Origin of the sequence: Petrotoga olearia DSM 13574 (assembly GCF_002895525.1) — a bacterium.
In the GTDB taxonomy this organism is placed as follows: domain Bacteria; phylum Thermotogota; class Thermotogae; order Petrotogales; family Petrotogaceae; genus Petrotoga; species Petrotoga olearia.
Genome location: NZ_AZRL01000012.1, coordinates 95,772 through 113,632, shown reverse-complemented (window position 1 = coordinate 113,632; position 17,861 = coordinate 95,772). Strand labels below are relative to the sequence as shown.

Below are 17,861 nucleotides of genomic sequence, written 5' to 3'. Positions count from 1 at the left end.
ATTAAGAACCAATTTGTATTAAATATTATACCATATTCTATTATTGATTAAAAACAAAGACGCTCTATGGTATAGAGCGTCTAGAAGGTAAGTTAGAAGTATTTTATTTGTCAATTAGCCGTTACTTTTTTTAGTTCTTCTGTGTTATGTGTTTTTTCATAGACAAAATCTTTTGTAACTTTGCCATCTTTGATCTCCACTATCCTACGAGCATATTTTTCCACTATTTTCATGTTGTGTGTGACCATTATTATGGTTAATCCTAACTCTTTATTTATCTTCATAGTTAGTTCCATTACCTTTTCAACATTTTTTGGGTCAAGAGCCGCTGTATGTTCATCTAACAACAGAAGGTCAGGCTTTGTTATAGAAGCAAGAACCATGGCGAGGGCCTGTTTTTGCCCTCCAGAAAATTCTTTGACTTTTGTTTTAAGTCTGTTTTCTAATCCCATGTTTAAAGATTTCAACAATTCTAATCCTTCGTATTTTCCAAATGAAAAGAATCTATTTCCTTTTTTGGATCCCAAGATCAAATTTTCTTCGAGGGTTAGATCAGGGAATACACCTCTATCAGGTTCTTGATACACTATGCCAACATTTCGAAAGAGCTTGTAGGGTTTAATTCTTTTTATGCTTTTGTTATTTAATGTAAAGCTTCCTTGATCTAACACTACTTCTCCAGTTAAGACTTTAAGAAGCGTTGTTTTACCAGCACCATTGGGACCTATGATAGTGACGAATTCTCCTTTTTTAACGATTAATTCGAATTTGTCCAAGGCTTTTTTTTCATTAACTTGATTTTTATTGTATACTACTCTGATGTTTTTAAGCTCAACCATTTTTTAAATTCTACCCTCCTCAATCCTATTACTATTATTATGAACAACGCAGTTATTAGTTTCATATCGCTTGATTGGAAGCCTATCGTGTAACCATATCTCATGGCTAACGCCAGTAAAAATTGATAGACAACAGCTCCAATAATGGGGCATAACATGTTATAGAACAGATTTAGCCTCCCAAATATTATCTCCCCCAAAATAACCGCCGCCAAAGAAGTTACAACTATGCCTTGCCCCATATTTACATCTGAAAATCCACCGTACATAGAGAACAAGGATCCCGACAGCCCCGCGAAGAAATTTCCTAAAAATAATCCTATTATACTCATAATTTCAGGGTTCATACCAAGGTTTTTGATTCCTGCTTTGTTCCCTCCGTATCCCCTAAGGGCAATCCCTAACTCTGTCCTCAAAAAGATTATTGTTAAAAGAGCAGCTATAGATACTACTGTTGCTATTAAGATGGTAGAATTATATCCAGAGTTTTCTCTGAATGGAGATAAGGTTTTTTTGGTTTCATTTACTTGTAAATTGCTTTGATTCTCCTTTGAGGTACTCATACCTAAAATGTCATCTAATTTTGTTCTCTCTGTGTATTGTGCTTCTTGTTGCGCTGTTATTTCTTTTGGAACCGAAACGTTCGGTCCGTTCATGGCCCTTATGTTTATCGAATAGAGCATGGTCATCACCAATATGCTGGCTAACAAGGAATTTACTTTTAATTTGTTATGTATCAGTGCGGTTACTATCCCAAAAAAACCAGCCATTAAACCACCAAGAATCATACACAGTATCCAAGGCAGGCCTGCGTACATAAAGGCAACGGTTACCGCACCACCTAATACATACGATCCATCCGGCGTTAAATCTGGGAGGTCGATGACTCGGAAACTTATAAACACACCCATTGCCACAAGGGAGGCAATTAATCCTTGTTCTAATATACCCACTAAATCCATAATTTTCCTCCTAAAATTTTTTCATGATCATTGTGTATCTACTATTTCATCTGCAATTTCTAAAAATTGTTGAGGTATGTTTACATTTAAGTTCCTAGCTCTGTCCAAATTTATATAAAACGTTAATACGTCTGCACCCACTATTCTTGACTCAATTTCGTAAGGTTTTTTACCGTTTATGAGATCAAGGACAATTTTTCCTGTTTCTATTCCTACTTGATAATAATCAAAGCCAAAACCTAAAACTGATGTTTTTCTTGCTATATCAATGTCTCCTGCAACTACCGGAATCTTGTTTTTTTCAAATACTTGATCTAAGATTTCAGCAGATGAAGCAACCAAATTATCCGTGGATAGATAGGCAACATCTATTCTGTTTGCTTGAGCGTTTAGGGAAGTAACAAGTTCGTTAGCGTTGGTTCCTGTAATTTCAATTACATTGAATCCTAGTTGAAGTCCAAATTTCTTGGTTTGATCAGCTAAAAAAACAGAGTTAGACTCTCCGGTATTGTAAAGTATAGCTAAATTTTTGGCATCAGGAAATATTGTTCTTATAAGGTTTAAATGTGTTTCAACAGGGACCATATCGCTTATTCCAACAACATTTCCGGGATTTTTACCAAATTTAGGTATCAAACCTGCACTTATTGGATCCGTAACGGCACTGAATACCACCGGCTTGTCTTTTATTTCGGTTGCCGCTGCTTGAGCGGAAGGTGTTGCTATTGCAACTATTATGTCTACATCTGTTTTGAACTTGTTGGCTATAGTTATAGCGTTTTGAAAGCTATTTTGAGCACTTTGATGTTCATATTCAAAATCTACACCCGAATCTTCAACGTAATCGATTATCCCCTGATAAATTTTGTTTAAAGCTGGGTGCTCTACAATTTGTGTGATGCCAATCTTTACACCGAAAGTAAATGTGAATAGAGAAACAATTACCAAAGTTGTTAATACTTTTTTCATACCCTCACACCTCCTGGAGATTTTGTTTTTTTGTGTTTTATTAAAAAAAAAGGTGTCTACTTTTTCGTAGACACCCAATTTGTTCTTCTTATACCTACTTGCTAGCTAATAGGTAATGGAAGGCACCAAAATGGGTGTCTTTCCAATACCAAAAGTAGAAATATTGATTATTTTTTGATTTTAAAATATTGAAAGCATTTATTAAAACTTGTAATGAAATTTTTTTCATAGTAACCCTCGCTTAATTGAAATTTAATTTTTTAAATTATACATCAACAAATAAAGGTTGTCAAGTAAAAATTGCACTTTTTACAAAAGATTAGAGAAAATCTTACAGAATGCTTCTGTAAATTTGATAAGGAAAGGCTGAGCATTAAAGTAATCTTGAGATATGTGGGAACTAATTTTTAAATCCTCATGAAAAATATCTTCTATTTGTTTAGTTTTTTCTCTATCGTATATTAAAAGGTTTGCCTCATAATTTAGTTCGAAGCTTCTGATATCTATATTTGCGGTTCCAACGGTTGATATTAAGCCATCTATCGATACAAATTTGGAGTGTATGAACCGGTCTTTTCTGTAAAAGTACACTTCAACACCATATTTTATAATTTCTTCGAGATATGTCCTTGAAGCAAAATATACTAAAAAATGATCCATTTTTCCAGGAAATAAAATTTTTACTTTAACACCCGAAAGAGCAGCTATTTTTATAGCAGAGAGAATGCTATCATTTGGGACAAAGTAAGGGGTAGCTATGTATATGTGATCTTTAGCTATAGTTATCATCTTATGGATCATTTGCATTATGGATGAATTTTCTGACTCGGGACCGCTTACCGCTATTTGGACTAAAGAATCTCCTTTTTTTTCTTGCTTTTTAAAGTATTTAATAGGATCTAAATTTTCTTTTTTCCTCTCTGCCTTTACAATTGTTTGATAGTCATCAAAAAAAATTTTTTGAAGTCCGTTTACAGCCTCTCCCCTGACTTTTAAGTGAAGGTCTCTCCAATATCCCAAACTACTTTTACCAATGTATTCATTTCCAATGTTTATTCCACCAATAAAGCCGATTTCAGAGTCAATTATCGCTATTTTTCTGTGATTTCTGTAATTAACCTGAGTATTTAGGAATTTAAGCACCGGCGATAGAAAATAGCTGTAAAAAGCAATTTCAACTCCCGCATTTTTTAATTGCTTTATATAGCTTTTCTTTAAACGCCCCGAACCTATTTTGTCCATAATAAATTTAATTTCTACGCCCTCTTTAGCCTTTTTTATCAGAAGATCTTTGAGTTTTTTGCCTGTTTCATCGTCTTTTACAATATAGTATTCCAAATGGATAGATTCTTTAGCGTTTTCAATTTCTTTAAAAAAAGAAGTAAATTTTTCTTTCCCATTTTTAAAAATTTCAATGTCGTTTCCTAAAAATAAAGGCGACTTAGAGTTTCTTTTTAAAAGATTAATTAGTTGTAAGTATTGAATATCATTTTCCCCAAGTACCTTGATTAGCCATTCTTTTTCTTCTTCCGTTAAAGTAGGTTTTGAATTCAAGTAAATATCACTGGTAAGTTTTCTTCTTTTCCAGTTTCTTCCAAAAAAAAGATAGATTACAAATCCTATAAGTGGGATTACGGCAAATATTAAAAGCCAACTTATGGTTTTTTCTGGTCTTTTTCTTTCCAAGATGATAACAGTCGTAGCAACAAATGCATATATTAATACAAAAAAAGTCCAAAATCCAAATTTGAAAATTATAGCAAAGGCCATTTTATATTTCTCCTAAATCTCTTATGTTTTCCCATATAGTGTAGACTTCTTCGTGAATCTCTTCGATTGTTTTTAATTTTTCGTTTTCTTTTAAACAGTTTATAATCTTCCAATTGTACTTCTGTGCAATATATTTTGCATTTTCGTATGTCATATTTATGTACTCAATATTTTTTTCGTGAATGTCTTTTCCTGTTAGATCTATTATTTTTTCCTTTCTTTTTCTCAGCAATTCTATACTTATTTTGGGAGGAATGTCTAAAAATATTACGTAATTAGGTTTTGGCAAATTAAATTTGTTGAATTCCAAATCCCAAAGCCATTCCAAAAATTCATCTTTTTCACTTTGATTTTCAAATTTTGAAGATTGATATATCATGTTGGAAGTTGTGTACCTATCGGATATTAAAATACCACCAGATTCGTAAAAAGATTTTAATTCTTTTTGATAAGTTGCAAATCGGTCCACAGCAAAAAATGTGGAAGCAGCGTATGGATTAATTGCTTCAGGATTTTCACCAAATTCACCTTTTAAATACATTTTTATCAAAGCCGAAGAATCACTTTTATAATTTGGAAATTCGACTTTTAATGCCTTGATTTCTTCCTCTTTTAATCTTTGACATAATTTTTCTGCTTGAGTGGCTTTACCACTTGCGTCCGTTCCAGATTCTATTACAATAAGCATTCCTTTTTGCATACATAGCCTCCTACCGTTAGGTACTTGGATCAGGGTTATTTAAGTGATTTTCTAAGTTAAAAATTAAAAATTATTCCCACAATGGCTCCCAAAGACAAATAAACTACTGGATGTTTTTTAAATCGTTTCATTAGATAAATGATAATTAGAAAAAATATTATAGCCTTGAAATCTAACATGGAAATAAAAGTTTGAGTTTCTGTAAACATTTCAATATTAAACAAAGAGACTTTTGCTACTTCATATCCCGCCGCACCTATTAGTCCAACCACTGCAGGCCTTAAAGTATAAAACCCATTTTGTATAAATGGTTTTTCATTGAATCTTTGAAAGTAATAGGCAATTATAGTAATAATGATTATTGAAGGTGTTACTATTCCCAGTACAGCTATTATACCACCAAAGATACCTGCCGAGCCATAACCAACAAACGTAGCTGTGTTTATTCCAATAGGTCCTGGTGTAGATTCGGATATAGCTATATAATCTGCTAGATCAGTAAGGGTTAACCAATCATACTTACGGGCAAGATCTTGAAGAAAAGGTATTGTCGCTAAGCCTCCGCCTATAGAAAACAAACCAATTTTAAAAAATTCAAAATATAGTATAAGGTAATTCATTTGCTATCATCCTTGAACCCCTTTCGGGGCGTTTCTATCCTATTTTGTTGTATAATCAATCCGACTACGAAAGAAGTTATCACAACTGCAACTGGAGATAATTTTAGAAAAGCAACTACAAGAAAAGAAACTGAAAATATAATTATACCTATGTAATCTTTGATAGACTTTTTCCACATGTTTATTATAGCGTTCAATATTAATGCCACCACCACAACTCTTATCCCACCGAAAGCATGTTGTACTATTTTTAAATCTTGGAACTGTTCGAAAAAAATAGCAATAATGGTTATTATTACGATAGAAGGGAAAACCATCCCTAATGTAGCGAATATTCCACCGATAACACCTTTTAGTTTATAACCTATGAAAGTAGCTGTATTTATAGCGATTATTCCAGGTGTACTCTGCCCAATGGCATAATAGTCAATTACCTCTTCATCAGTTGCCCAATTGTGTTTTTTAACAACTTCCTCTTGAATCATTGGTAACATTGCGTAGCCCCCGCCAAAAGTTAGACTCCCGATACGTGCAAAAGTGATAAATAAATTCCATAAATCTTTCATAAATGCTATTAGCTCCTTCTATATAATTTTTAGAATTGCTTATGCTAATATTAAAAAAGACTTATGTACAGCATTTGATAAACTATACATAGGTCTTATTTAGAGAGTTTATGAACGGATTAAATGGTCTTAAGACTTTCTAATACTAATTTTGTGGCTCGACAATCATCTTCGTTGTATTTAAAGATATTTTTCAAAGCATTTTGATTGCCATTCAAATAGCTTTTGTACTCGGGTATGACAGCAAAACCATTTAACTCTGTTTTCCAATCAAAACCAAAGTATTTACTAATGTCTTTTAATGAATAAGAGACAACAGGTAAGCTATAATTTTTTCTTATTATTTCGTATAGATCACAAGTTCTTGAGGAGATTTTATTTAATTTATCTCTCAATATAGGATATTTAGATGAAAGTTTTTTTAAGGCTGTAAGATCGTTTTTATCGTAATGCAATAGCACTTTGTCTTTTTCATACAAGAAATCTACCATTTTTGCCGCGCTTTTGTATTCATTTTTTCCTAGAAAGAAAGGAACATAAGTTTCGTTTTCTAAGAATCCAAACAAAAAATCTTTGTTTAAGTAAGTTTCTACGTCAAAGACTATATAATCTTGAGGAAGAGAACGTTTATCAATAACGTAAATCTGACCTTCAATTAATGATTTTAGATTGTATAAAGGTTTTTTGAATCTTTTATCTAATTTTTCTATTTGATTAGTTTTAATAACCGTCAAGGGATCTAAATTCATGTTTTTTAAATCCTCAACCATAGATTTACTTAAGTTCGGAACTATGGAATAATCTCCTTCTCTTAAAAATTGTAAGTGGCATTGGTTTTTAATTTTACAGAACTTGCAATGTGACCCATGGACTTTTTTCGTTGATTTAAGATTGTTAAATTCTTTCATTATCCACTTTTCTCTTAAAAGAATATCTGAAGCATTTATTTCGTAACTTCCATTGGATGTTTCTAAGACTATTCTTTTTATTTGCTCATCTTTATCTTTGAAATATTTATACACGGTGTATATATGTAACCAATAAGATTTTTTAAAATTGTTTCCCATTCTAATGATTTTCACTACGCCGTTGTTAATACTTTCAAAATTAGCTTCAACGTTCAACCCATTTAGGTTAATATCAAAGTATGAGCCTTGTCTTTTGTAAGTAGGTACAAAATAACTACAACTTTTAAAATTTTCATAGTAAAGTAAATCCATCGTTCAAACACGCCTTATCTTAGAATTTATCCTTTGTATAGTTTTTCCACATCTCCGATTTCATAAAACAGTCCAGATAAAGATTTTAAAAAACCTAATCTATTGCTTCTTATAGATTCGTCTTCCGACATAACAAAGATTTTGTCGAAATACCTGTCAATATTGTCTTTTAAAGAGATTAAACTTTCAATCGCTCCATCGTAATCCAAGATTTTCAAATAGTTTTCAAATTGGGATTTGACTTCTAAATACTTTTGAAATAATGTTTTTTCCTCATCTTCTATGAATAGTCTTCCGTGATATTCTTGCGATTTATGGTTTTTTGAAATGTTGTTTACCCTTTGAAAAGCAATAATAAAATCTTGAAACTCTTCTTTTTTTATAAACTTGTCCAATGATTTGGCAGCCAAATAAGCTCTTAAAGGTTTATATATATTTATTAAGACTGAATTTATAGCCTCTTTGGATATGTTTTCTCTTTCTAAAATAGTTTCTAACCGGTTAGATAAGAAACTTTTTAACTCATTTTCTACAGAATTTATTGATATATTAGTTTTCCCGTTTTCAAAGAATGTCTTTTCTGATAAATCGATAAGTTCTTTAAGATTCAAGTCCCAATCCAACGATATCAAGATTCTTAAGATTCCAAAAGTTTTTCTTCTTAATCCAAAAGGATCTTTTGAGCCTGAAGGGAACTTTCCTATACCGAAATATCCAACGAGGTCGTCTATTTTGTCTGCTAAGGAGACGATATTAGCGACTAAATTTCGAGAGATTTCATCGTTCTCTGAAAGAGGTTTGTAATGCTCTTGAGCCGTTAAGAAGATATCTTCATGTTCACCTTTGTGTTTCAAATAGATTCTTCCCATAATTCCCTGCAATTCAGGAAATTCATATACAACTTTGGAAGGAATATCAATTTTACATAACAATCCGGCTCTTTTAACCACATCTAAATTTTCAAACCCAAGTTTTTTAGCAATTTTTGAACTGATTGTTGATATTCGCTCGCATTTTTCTCTATAATTTCCTAATTCAACTTGATAAGTGATACTTGTTAAAGCTTCAAGTCTCTTGGATATATCAGTTTTTAAGTCGTCTTCATAGTAAAAGGCAGCATCGTCTAATCTTGCATTAATTACTCTAGTATAACCGTTTGTAACGTTGCTTTTTCTGCCAAAACCATCTTGAAAAGCTATGTATTTATTGATTACTTTACCATCTTTCATCGCCACAAAACTTCTTTGATGGTGTCTTACAGTAACAGTAACAATTTCTGGAGGTAGGAAAAGATATTTTTCATCAAAACTACCAACTACTCCCTTGGGAAATTCTGTCATTTTAGCAATTTCTCGAATTAACTCTTCGTGTTCTTCCAGAGAAATCTTTATATTATTTTCATTTTCTAACTCTTGAATTTCTCTCTCTATTACTTCTATTCTTTCTTCATATAAAGGGATTACATAGTTCTTTTTTAATTCGTTAAAAAAACCTTGAGGATTTGTAGTTAATATCTCCTCACCAAAAAATCGATGGCCATAACTTTTATTAGATGATTTTTCACCGAATATTTCAAATTCTAAAATCTCTCTATTGTACAAACCTAAGACCCAATGTACAGGCCTTACAAATGTGTAATTACCTTTTCCCCACCTCATACTTTTGGCAAAATTCATTTTGGTTATCAACTCTGGAATGATATATTGTAAAATAATTTTGGTAAGTTCTCCCTTTCTTACAGATTCTATATATGCGTACTCTGCACCTTCGATATTTTCAAACTTTACATCTTTTACTTCAACACCTAAACTTTTCGCGAAACCTTCCAGTGCTTTTGTTGGTTGATTATTTTCATTGAAACAAATCTTTTTTGGGGGGCCTTTTCTTTTTTCTTTTTTATCGGGTTGTTTATCTGGAAGGCCCACGATGTAAGCCCCGAACCTACGAGGAGAAATGAAAATATTCATGGATAAAAAATTTAAATCATTTTTTTCCAATGATTTTTTTAATCCTTCTTCCAATTGAGCCCGTATATTATCAAATTCTGATGGGGGTAAATCTTCAACACCTATCTCAAAAATTGCCCTATTCAACATCGATTACCTCCGCATTCGAACTGTCTATATATAGTTTTGCACAGCTTTTAGCCATATTTCTTATATCCAATATGTATTGATGCCTTTCGTTGACTCCAATGGCATTCCTTGCGTCCAATAAGTTGAATACATGCGCGGATTTTGCTAAATAATCGTATGCGGGTAAATATAATTGTTTCGTAATTAGCCTTTGAAATTCATTTTTATACATATTGTAAAGTGTTTTAAGCATGTCTATATCAGCTTCTTCAAAATTATAGTAAGAGAATTGCCTTTCATTTTCTTTATATATGTCTTTGTATTTTACATTTTTATTCCATCTGGTTTCATAAACGTTGTCGATATTTTGTAAATACATAGCTATTCTCTCTATACCATAAGTAAGCTCAACAGGAATATAAGTTAGTGGGATTCCCCCCATCTGCTGAAAGTATGTGAATTGGGTGATCTCCATACCATCTAACCATACTTCCCATCCAACCCCCCATGCCCCTAAAGTAGGAGATTCCCAGTTATCTTCTACAAACCTTATGTCATGTTCCTTAGGGGATATCCCCAGAGATTCTAAAGACCTAATATATAGATCTTGAATGTCTTTGGGTGAAGGTTTGATAACTACTTGGTATTGATAAAATCGTTGCATTCTATTTGGATTTTCCCCGTATCTACCATCTGTCGGTCTTCGACAAGGTTGAGTATAGGCAACTCTCCATTCATTTTCTCCAAAAGACCTAAAAAAAGTGGCAGGACTGTAAGTCCCTGCCCCCATCTCTATATCGTAAGGTTGGTCTATAACACATCCTAAATCGGACCAGAATTTTTCTAAGTTCATAATTACATCTTGAATGTACAAATCAAGTCCTCCATTCTTCTAGGATAATTCATCATATGAGTATTTATCAAATTCTATTCAACGGAAATAAGGAGTGGATAATGTCTCTGCCCACCGTTGTGAATTTCTATTTCTATATTGGTATATCTTTGTGTGAGATTTTTTACTATTTGATCGATTTTTTCTTTTTTAGCACCTTCACCGTAAATTATAGTAATGATTTCATAGCCTTTTTTTATTAACTCTTCTAAAACTTTTTCTGTTTCTTTATAAACGTTCTTTCCATGAGCTTTTAATTCTTTTCCAAGAAATATTAGATACTCGCCTTTTTTGATCTTTTCGCCTTTAATAGTAGAATCTCTAACGGCATAAGTAACTTCAATTGGAACGACTGATTTAACGTATCCCATCATAGATTCCTTTAGTAGTTCTTTGTCCATATTGTCATCGAAACCAAGCATGGCGCTTATACCTTCTTGAACATGTTTTGTGGGTAAAATTAATATTTCTTTATCTGTTAACTCTGCAGCCTTTTCGGCAGCCAGAACTATATTTGGGTTGTTGGGGAGTATGATTACTTTTTTTTGTGGAACTTTATTGATTGCCTCCGAGAGATCTTTTACACTAGGGTTGGTGGTTTGACCTCCAAAAATGACTTGATCCACTCCCAAACTTTTAAAGATTTCTGAAATTCCTTTTCCTGGAGATACAGCAATCACACCCCAGTTTTTGTTGTTCAGATTATTGTTTGCGGCTACTTTGGCTTGCTCTATATCAGCTGTTTTTCCCTCTTTTTGTTTTTCTATTATGTGTTCATGTTGAGATTTCATGTTGTCTATCTTTGTTTTTATTAATTCGCCGTGTTCTAAAAACTTTTCAAAGACTAAGCCAGGATGATTAGTGTGTACGTGTGTTTTTAATATGTCATCTTGATTAACTAAAACGATGGAATCTCCCATACTTTCCAAAAAACTTCTTATTTCTTCTAAACTCTTTTTTTGTATGGGTTGTTTATTAAATTTTACTATCGCTTCTGTGCAATACTGATATGTTAGTTCTTCATAAGCTATTTCTGTTATTTGTTCGGGAGTAGCAGATTCTAATTTATCTAATTCTACTTCTATGTCACCGTGAAGTGCATCATTCATCCCTTTTATGATGTAAGCAAGTCCTTTTGCTCCAGCATCTACAACATTCGAGTCGCGCAATTTTTTCAAATATTTGGGAGTTTCCTCTACTATTTCAAATGAATACTTTACCATTGAATCGAAAAAAACCAAAAAATCTTTTTCTTCGGACATTGTCTCTTCCATCTTTTCTGACAATCTTCGTATTAGAGTAAGCATTGTCCCTTCAACTGGTTTCATAACAGCATTGTAAGCTCTATCTTTTGCATTTTGAAGGGCTTTTATGTAATCTTGGGTGTTAATTCTTTTCTTTTTTTCAATAGTTTCTGTTATTCCGCGAAATATTTGTGACAAAATAACTCCTGAGTTTCCTCTTGCTCCTAACAAAAGTCCTCTTCTTAAACTTTCCATCATAGATTTCATATCGTTTTTATCTTCAACTTCGTCCATACTTTTACAAGCTTCGAGCATACCTGCTAACATATTATTACCGGTGTCTCCATCTGGGACAGGAAAAACATTTAAGGCATTAATTTCATCTTTGTTTTTAGCTAATTCTTCTGTGCCTTTTTTTAAAGCCAGATATAGGTCCTTTGCATACAAAAACTTGAGCATTGAACAAGCACCTTCCCTTAATATTTCAAGCCAGATATGCTCACGTTTACTTTAATATTATCAAAATTTAACATAGAGGTAACTCTGTGGTGAACATTCTCTTGTATATTTTGAGCGACTTTTTTTATGGGAAGGCCATATTCAAAGACAAGGAAAAGATCAACTACTATGCTATCTTCATTTTCTGATACGTTTATTCCCCTATCTTCACTTTTTGACCATAAACTTGATATCCTGTCAAAAAAACCTTGTTTTCCAGATATTTCTACCGTACCATAGGATTCGATAACAGCTTTATAAACCAATTCTTTTATAACTTCGTTTTTGATATCTACAGTACCAAATTCTGTTTCTATTAACATGTGGTTCACCTCCATAATTTATTATTTTTGTAAATTACTAAGTATTGCAGAGAGATATCCAACTACCGCTTCATAATCGCCACTTTTCTCACCACTTGTCGTATGCTCTATTATTTCAATATCAGAAAATCCTATACTTAAAAGAACAGCGACGGGACCGTATCCGCACATACTAATATTATACCTTCTAATTGTATCATACATTTCTTCTAAATTCATCTTTTTTAATGTTTCTATAACTTTTTCGTCTTTTAGTAATGTCTTTTCATGACTTTCGTAATGATTCATATCTGAAGAAGCAATTACCAAATCTCCTTCTTCTATTATATTTGCTAAAATTTTTCCTAGATTCTTGGTGGTTTCTAAACTTTGATCCATCATACAGATAGGTATAATTTCAAAATCATTTCCCATAGCATACTGAAGAAAAGGTAACTGTACCTCTAGTGAATGCTCATTCAAATGAGAAAATTCATCGTTATGAATATTTAAATCTTTCAAAATTTTCCCTGCGGTTTTTTCGTCAATTTTTATTCGTCCCATGGGAGTTTCCCAACTACCGCTTGTAAAAATTGATATTTTAGAACCTAATCCGGTATGGTTTGGTCCTAACAAAAATACTCTTTTTGCTATACCTTTTTCAAATATCTTTTTGTAGGCTTTTGCTGCAGTTTCTCCAGAATATATGTAACCAGCATGAGGTACTATGACCCCCATAGAGGGAATTAATTTTTCTGTATTTACTTTAAAATTATCACCAAAAAAGCTTTTTATAAGGTTTTTTAATTTTTCAGGATTCGAAGGGTAAAAAGTACCTGCAACAACAGGACGCCTTGTCTTCTCCATTTCTAAAAGCCTCCTAAGAGACGGATGTTTCAGAAATAATTCTCTATTTCAGGTTTATTCGATACTTCAACATGTATGAGAATAACTAAATCGTATACATTTTCTGATTTTTCATAAGAAGTGAATAATTGACCTATGACTGGTATTTCTTTAAAAATAGGTATACCGGTTTCGTTTTCAACAATACTGGTAAAATTCAGTCCACCTAATTTTATAAAACCACCATTGGGTATGATGAATTTACTTCTCATGTTTCTCTCATCAACTATGTTTTTATCTTCGTTTTTTAATTCGCTTATACTTATATTTAGTTCAGTGTCGACTAATTTTGTAATATTGTCATAGACACCACTTACTTCCATTATAAAACCTGATTCAATTTTTGATATTATCTTGTCTTCCTCGTCGAATACGGGAACCGATAAGACATATTTTATTGATGCTTGTTCACCTTCATTAACATATATTACAGGTTTTGATATTAATGAAGCTCTATCTTTGCTACCATTTATTATACCATCAAATTGTAAAGTTAATAAGTAAAGTTCTTCTACAGATAATCTATCGACATTTTGCCCAGAGAAAACGAAAATCTCGTATTTTAATAGTTTTTTCTGTTCATAAAATCTAAGGGTATTTGGCCCGATATTCTCGTACCAAATGTCTTGGGATACCAGATAAGGCTGTAATGATGACATATCTAAATTAAAATTATTGATGGTTACCTTCTTATCGTTTTCAAAATCTGATATAACATTTATAGATTGCGCTTTTGCCACCAAGGAAATTAAATCTTTTAATTCAACTTCAACATTGCTCTCTTCATAAGGAAATGAATTCAGAATATTTTTCACAAAGTTTGTTTTGGATTCTTCATATTCTAACTTATATAGAACATAATCTTCCTGTTCTGTAATATTCGAAAATCGGATATTCTCCTGGATTAATAGTTCCTCAAAAATTGTACTATTTTTAACAGGAATGGTAACGAGTTCTTTGTTAATTAGGGGTTGAGACTTTTCAGGTATAATTTGAGGTTGAACAAGTTCGTTTATTTTTTCGGCTATTTTTATGGATTCACTACTTCCCATTACAAAGAAATTTTGTTCGTCTAACTTGTAAGTCTTTATAGGTAGAATTTCATCTAAAAATGTCATGTCATAATTAGATGTTAAAACAATATAACTTTCATCATCGTAATTTTCTTTTTTTTCAATAGAGGTGGATAATTCGCTAATTTGTTGTGATCTTATTGGTAAATTATCATCATGTGTTTCTGGAATTTCGTTTAAATAATTTATAAGTTCTTTAATTTGATTCTTTTCATCTTCTCTTGCAAGGACTGCATAATAATTATCCTCAAAAAAGGCTACTTTACAATCAAAAATTTTTTCTAAACGGGTTAGGTCATATTTTGATTCAAAGAAAAGCAAATATTCTTGGTTTCTATCTAAAGAATCTTCTTTTGAAGTTGTTACCACAGAATTGGTTAAGGAACTTTTTTCAGATATTTTTTCACTTTCAATGAATAAAGGCAAATCATTTTCAAAGGCAGAAACTTGTTTACCTATTAATACAGTATCTTCATCGTAAAAGATTGTAGTTAAGGAATAAACTTCATTCAGCATTCTTAAAAAATATTCTATGTGTATTTCATTTGAATTTATGGAGAAAAAAGTGACGGGTAATTCTTCCGTTTTTATCCAATTCCAACCAATGTAAGTAAACAACATATCTATAGCGTCATCTAACTTTATTTTTTGAAAGTTTATCTGCTGAAAAATGTATGGTTTATATCCAAAAAAGATTATCCTATCATCTTTTATTTCTAAATCGTTCATTGGATAAAGAAATTTGATTGTAATTACATTTTTTGAAGTAGAAACTTCTTTTACAGGTCCTTTACTGATTTTGTAATTAGCTTGCTCAAAAATTTCCCCCTCGAAAGAAATTTTGTAAATAGTCTTTGAATCGTTTGGATAAATTTCGAACTTACTTTGCGTTTCAAAAAATATGATGTTGGCGTTGTTGGATGGATCATAATCTATGGAAAAACCAAAGAAAAATGAAGGTAATAATAAAAAAATGAAAAAAAGAATATCCCTCTGTTGTGGCATGGATTCCCCCTCGAAGTTCGGTAAAAAGTATAAGTTTATTTTTTAATTATACCATATGTTTATAAAAATCCATTTAGAACGCATTAGATAAAAATAGAAACATTGTCAATTACATAAACGTTTTGAAATTAAAATGGGATGTTGAATGTGGGGGAAAAGATAGAAGAGTTTATAAAAATTAGCAACAATTATTAATTAAAAAACGCCCCTGTCGGGCGCCTTTAATTTTTTGATTTTATCATTAGTTTTGTAATCAGTTTTGCAAATGTTGTTTTATCTTCGATTTCTAATCCTTCAAGTAACAAAGATTGGTTGTAAAGCAATTCTGCGTAATCTTTAATTTCTTCTGAGTTGGGATCTTTTTGGTATATATCTGTTAATATTTTAAATACTTGATGGTCAGGATTTAGTTCTAAAACCTTTTCAGCTTCAAACGGTAGTTGCTCTAAATTTTTTAAAGTTTTCTCCATGTTTAAGGAGATTGCTTCATTGGCACTTACTATACACGCTGGGGATTCCTTCAATTTATCAGTTAATCTAACATCTTTTACTTTGTCTTTAAGATATTCTTTTATTTTTTGGAGTAAGTCTTTGTTTTCTTCTTCTTTTTCTTTAAATTTCTCATCTATTTTTACATTTGAACTGCTGATCGATTTGAATTCTTTCCCTTCGTAGTCATGCATCAATTTTATAAGAAATTCGTCTATTTCATCTGTTAAATACAAAACCTCATAACCTTTTTCTTTGAAGGATTCCATTTGAGGTAGGTTTTCAATAATATCTTTGCTTTCTCCTACTGCGTAATATATATAATTACCTTGGTCTTCTTTCATTTTTGAAATGTATTCTTTAAGGGTTACCATATTTTTATCAGACGTAGAACTTTCGAATAAAAGTAGATCTTGGACTTTTTCTTTTTCTTGTATATTCTGGTATAATCCTGCTTTTATAACCTTCCCGAATTCATTCCAAAATTCCACGTATTTTTCTCTTTCGTTTTCGAGTTTTGATTTTAAAGCATCTAATATCTTTTTTTCAATATTTTTTCTTATTACTTTTAGTTGTTTGTTTTTCTGAAGTATTTCTCTTGAGATATTCAAAGAGAAGTCCGGAGAGTCCACCAATCCTTTAACGAAACCCAAATAATCGGGTAGTACTTCTTCACAGTTTTCCATTATAAAAACGTTCTTTGAATAGAGGTTTAAACCCCTTTTGTAATCTTTACTGAAAAAGGTAAACGGTAACTTAGAAGGGATATAAAGCAATGCTGTGAATTCAACCGTTGTTCCTTCAGCTTTAAAATGAATGACATCGAAAGGATCGTTCCAATCGTAAAAATGTTCTTTGTAGAACTCGTTGTATTCATTTTGAGAGATTTCTTCTTTGCTTTTGTTCCATAATGGGACCATTGAATTGAGTATTTTATTGGTGATCTTCTTTTTACCAGATTCTACTTCTTCTTCCCATTTAATTTTGATGGGATATTTTATATAGTTAGAATGTTTTTTGACTAATTCTTGAATTTTGTATTGATCCAAATAATTTTCATCCTCATCTAGATCATCTTTCAATATTAGGGTAATCTTAGTCCCTCTATTGGCCTTTTCACATTCTTCAATTGAATAAGTTCCTATTCCATCAGACTCCCATCTTACACCTTTATCCTGATCCCACTTTTTTGTTTCTACAATAACTTTTTTAGCAACCATGAATACCGAATAAAACCCAACGCCAAATTGACCTATTAGGTTTATTATAGTGTTTTCCTTATCTACAGTTAGGCTGTTTCCTATTTGAGCCTGTTTTAGTTGTTGAAGAAAGTTTTTTGTGCCTGATTTTGCGATAGTTCCCAAATTTTCGATTACTTCTTCATATGACATTCCAATACCGTTATCTTCAACTATCAATGTGTTGTTATCTTTGTCTATTTCTATCCTTATCCGCAAGTCAGTATCGTTTTGTAAAACGTTGGGGTCTTTTAAAGATAGGAATCTTATTTTATCAAGGGCGTCCGATGCGTTAGAAATCAACTCTCTTAAAAATATGTCTTTGTGGGTGTAAATGGAGTTTATTATTAGGTTGAGTAATTGTTTTGTTTCAGCTTGAAATTCTTTTACTTCTGGCATTTTTGTCTTTCTCCTCCCGTTTTTTAGACTCTTAGTGTCTTTAGAAACTCTAACCAAAAAAATTATATCGAATTTTTTTGAAGGTTAATTTTCT

Annotated in this window: 15 protein-coding genes; all 15 read right to left on the bottom strand. The window is 31.8% G+C overall.

What is annotated here, in order from left to right:
- Positions 1-110: 110 nt before the first annotated feature.
- The 15 genes from X929_RS04550 to htpG all read right to left on the bottom strand — a co-directional run bounded on the left by X929_RS04550 (position 111) and on the right by htpG (position 17,767).
- Positions 111-839, bottom strand: a complete 729-nt coding sequence (locus X929_RS04550) for an ABC transporter ATP-binding protein (protein ID WP_103066855.1) — start codon at positions 837-839, stop codon at positions 111-113.
- Positions 812-1,801: an ABC transporter permease gene (locus X929_RS04545; RefSeq protein WP_103066854.1), complete on the bottom strand. Its 990-nt coding sequence runs from the start codon at positions 1,799-1,801 to the stop codon at positions 812-814. Before X929_RS04545 ends, X929_RS04550 begins: the two co-directional genes overlap by 28 nt.
- A gap of 27 nt (positions 1,802-1,828) precedes the next feature.
- On the bottom strand, positions 1,829-2,770 hold the full coding sequence (locus X929_RS04540; protein WP_103066853.1) for an ABC transporter substrate-binding protein: 942 nt from the start codon (positions 2,768-2,770) through the stop codon (positions 1,829-1,831).
- Positions 2,771-3,079: 309 nt separating this feature from the next.
- The gene (cls, locus tag X929_RS04535) at positions 3,080-4,540 is read right to left on the bottom strand and encodes a cardiolipin synthase (RefSeq protein ID WP_103066852.1); all 1,461 of its coding nucleotides are present in this window, start codon (positions 4,538-4,540) and stop codon (positions 3,080-3,082) included.
- A 1-nt stretch (position 4,541) separates the two neighbouring features.
- The gene (locus tag X929_RS04530) at positions 4,542-5,240 is read right to left on the bottom strand and encodes a dTMP kinase (RefSeq protein ID WP_103066851.1); all 699 of its coding nucleotides are present in this window, start codon (positions 5,238-5,240) and stop codon (positions 4,542-4,544) included.
- Between the two features lie 56 nt (positions 5,241-5,296).
- The gene (locus X929_RS04525; RefSeq protein ID WP_103066850.1) at positions 5,297-5,860 is read right to left on the bottom strand and encodes a chromate transporter; all 564 of its coding nucleotides are present in this window, start codon (positions 5,858-5,860) and stop codon (positions 5,297-5,299) included.
- On the bottom strand, positions 5,857-6,426 hold the full coding sequence (locus X929_RS04520) for a chromate transporter (RefSeq protein WP_103066849.1): 570 nt from the start codon (positions 6,424-6,426) through the stop codon (positions 5,857-5,859). The genes X929_RS04525 and X929_RS04520 overlap by 4 nt, the downstream gene beginning before the upstream one ends.
- Positions 6,427-6,545: 119 nt before the next feature.
- Positions 6,546-7,646, bottom strand: a complete 1,101-nt coding sequence (locus X929_RS04515; RefSeq protein ID WP_103066848.1) for a TM0106 family RecB-like putative nuclease — start codon at positions 7,644-7,646, stop codon at positions 6,546-6,548.
- A gap of 26 nt (positions 7,647-7,672) precedes the next feature.
- Positions 7,673-9,742, bottom strand: coding sequence for a glycine--tRNA ligase subunit beta (gene glyS, locus X929_RS04510; RefSeq protein ID WP_103066847.1), 2,070 nt, complete (start codon positions 9,740-9,742; stop codon positions 7,673-7,675).
- On the bottom strand, positions 9,732-10,595 hold the full coding sequence (locus X929_RS04505; RefSeq protein WP_103066846.1) for a glycine--tRNA ligase subunit alpha: 864 nt from the start codon (positions 10,593-10,595) through the stop codon (positions 9,732-9,734). Before X929_RS04505 ends, glyS begins: the two co-directional genes overlap by 11 nt.
- A gap of 53 nt (positions 10,596-10,648) precedes the next feature.
- The gene (locus X929_RS04500; RefSeq protein WP_103066845.1) at positions 10,649-12,316 is read right to left on the bottom strand and encodes a DAK2 domain-containing protein; all 1,668 of its coding nucleotides are present in this window, start codon (positions 12,314-12,316) and stop codon (positions 10,649-10,651) included.
- A 17-nt stretch (positions 12,317-12,333) separates the two neighbouring features.
- Positions 12,334-12,678, bottom strand: a complete 345-nt coding sequence (locus X929_RS04495) for an Asp23/Gls24 family envelope stress response protein (RefSeq protein ID WP_169924961.1) — start codon at positions 12,676-12,678, stop codon at positions 12,334-12,336.
- A gap of 21 nt (positions 12,679-12,699) precedes the next feature.
- A complete protein-coding gene (amrB, locus tag X929_RS04490; protein WP_103066843.1) occupies positions 12,700-13,524 on the bottom strand; it encodes an AmmeMemoRadiSam system protein B in 825 nt (274 codons plus the stop codon).
- A gap of 29 nt (positions 13,525-13,553) precedes the next feature.
- A complete protein-coding gene (locus X929_RS04485; RefSeq protein ID WP_103066842.1) occupies positions 13,554-15,641 on the bottom strand; it encodes a hypothetical protein in 2,088 nt (695 codons plus the stop codon).
- 221 nt (positions 15,642-15,862) lie between these two features.
- A complete protein-coding gene (gene htpG / locus X929_RS04480; RefSeq protein WP_103066841.1) occupies positions 15,863-17,767 on the bottom strand; it encodes a molecular chaperone HtpG in 1,905 nt (634 codons plus the stop codon).
- Positions 17,768-17,861: the final 94 nt, after the last annotated feature.

What these genes read in the sequence shown, in the direction of transcription:
- X929_RS04550 (WP_103066855.1), bottom strand. Translation starts at nt 839, where the DNA reads ATGGTTGAGCTTAAAAACATCAGAGTAGTATACAATAAAAATCAAGTT.
- X929_RS04545 (WP_103066854.1), bottom strand. Translation starts at nt 1,801, where the DNA reads ATGGATTTAGTGGGTATATTAGAACAAGGATTAATTGCCTCCCTTGTG.
- X929_RS04540 (WP_103066853.1), bottom strand. Translation starts at nt 2,770, where the DNA reads ATGAAAAAAGTATTAACAACTTTGGTAATTGTTTCTCTATTCACATTT.
- cls (WP_103066852.1), bottom strand. Translation starts at nt 4,540, where the DNA reads ATGGCCTTTGCTATAATTTTCAAATTTGGATTTTGGACTTTTTTTGTA.
- X929_RS04530 (WP_103066851.1), bottom strand. Translation starts at nt 5,240, where the DNA reads ATGCAAAAAGGAATGCTTATTGTAATAGAATCTGGAACGGACGCAAGT.
- X929_RS04525 (WP_103066850.1), bottom strand. Translation starts at nt 5,860, where the DNA reads ATGAATTACCTTATACTATATTTTGAATTTTTTAAAATTGGTTTGTTT.
- X929_RS04520 (WP_103066849.1), bottom strand. Translation starts at nt 6,426, where the DNA reads ATGAAAGATTTATGGAATTTATTTATCACTTTTGCACGTATCGGGAGT.
- X929_RS04515 (WP_103066848.1), bottom strand. Translation starts at nt 7,646, where the DNA reads ATGGATTTACTTTACTATGAAAATTTTAAAAGTTGTAGTTATTTTGTA.
- glyS (WP_103066847.1), bottom strand. Translation starts at nt 9,742, where the DNA reads ATGTTGAATAGGGCAATTTTTGAGATAGGTGTTGAAGATTTACCCCCA.
- X929_RS04500 (WP_103066845.1), bottom strand. Translation starts at nt 12,316, where the DNA reads ATGCTCAAGTTTTTGTATGCAAAGGACCTATATCTGGCTTTAAAAAAA.
- X929_RS04495 (WP_169924961.1), bottom strand. Translation starts at nt 12,678, where the DNA reads ATGTTAATAGAAACAGAATTTGGTACTGTAGATATCAAAAACGAAGTT.
- amrB (WP_103066843.1), bottom strand. Translation starts at nt 13,524, where the DNA reads ATGGAGAAGACAAGGCGTCCTGTTGTTGCAGGTACTTTTTACCCTTCG.
- X929_RS04485 (WP_103066842.1), bottom strand. Translation starts at nt 15,641, where the DNA reads ATGCCACAACAGAGGGATATTCTTTTTTTCATTTTTTTATTATTACCT.
- htpG (WP_103066841.1), bottom strand. Translation starts at nt 17,767, where the DNA reads ATGCCAGAAGTAAAAGAATTTCAAGCTGAAACAAAACAATTACTCAAC.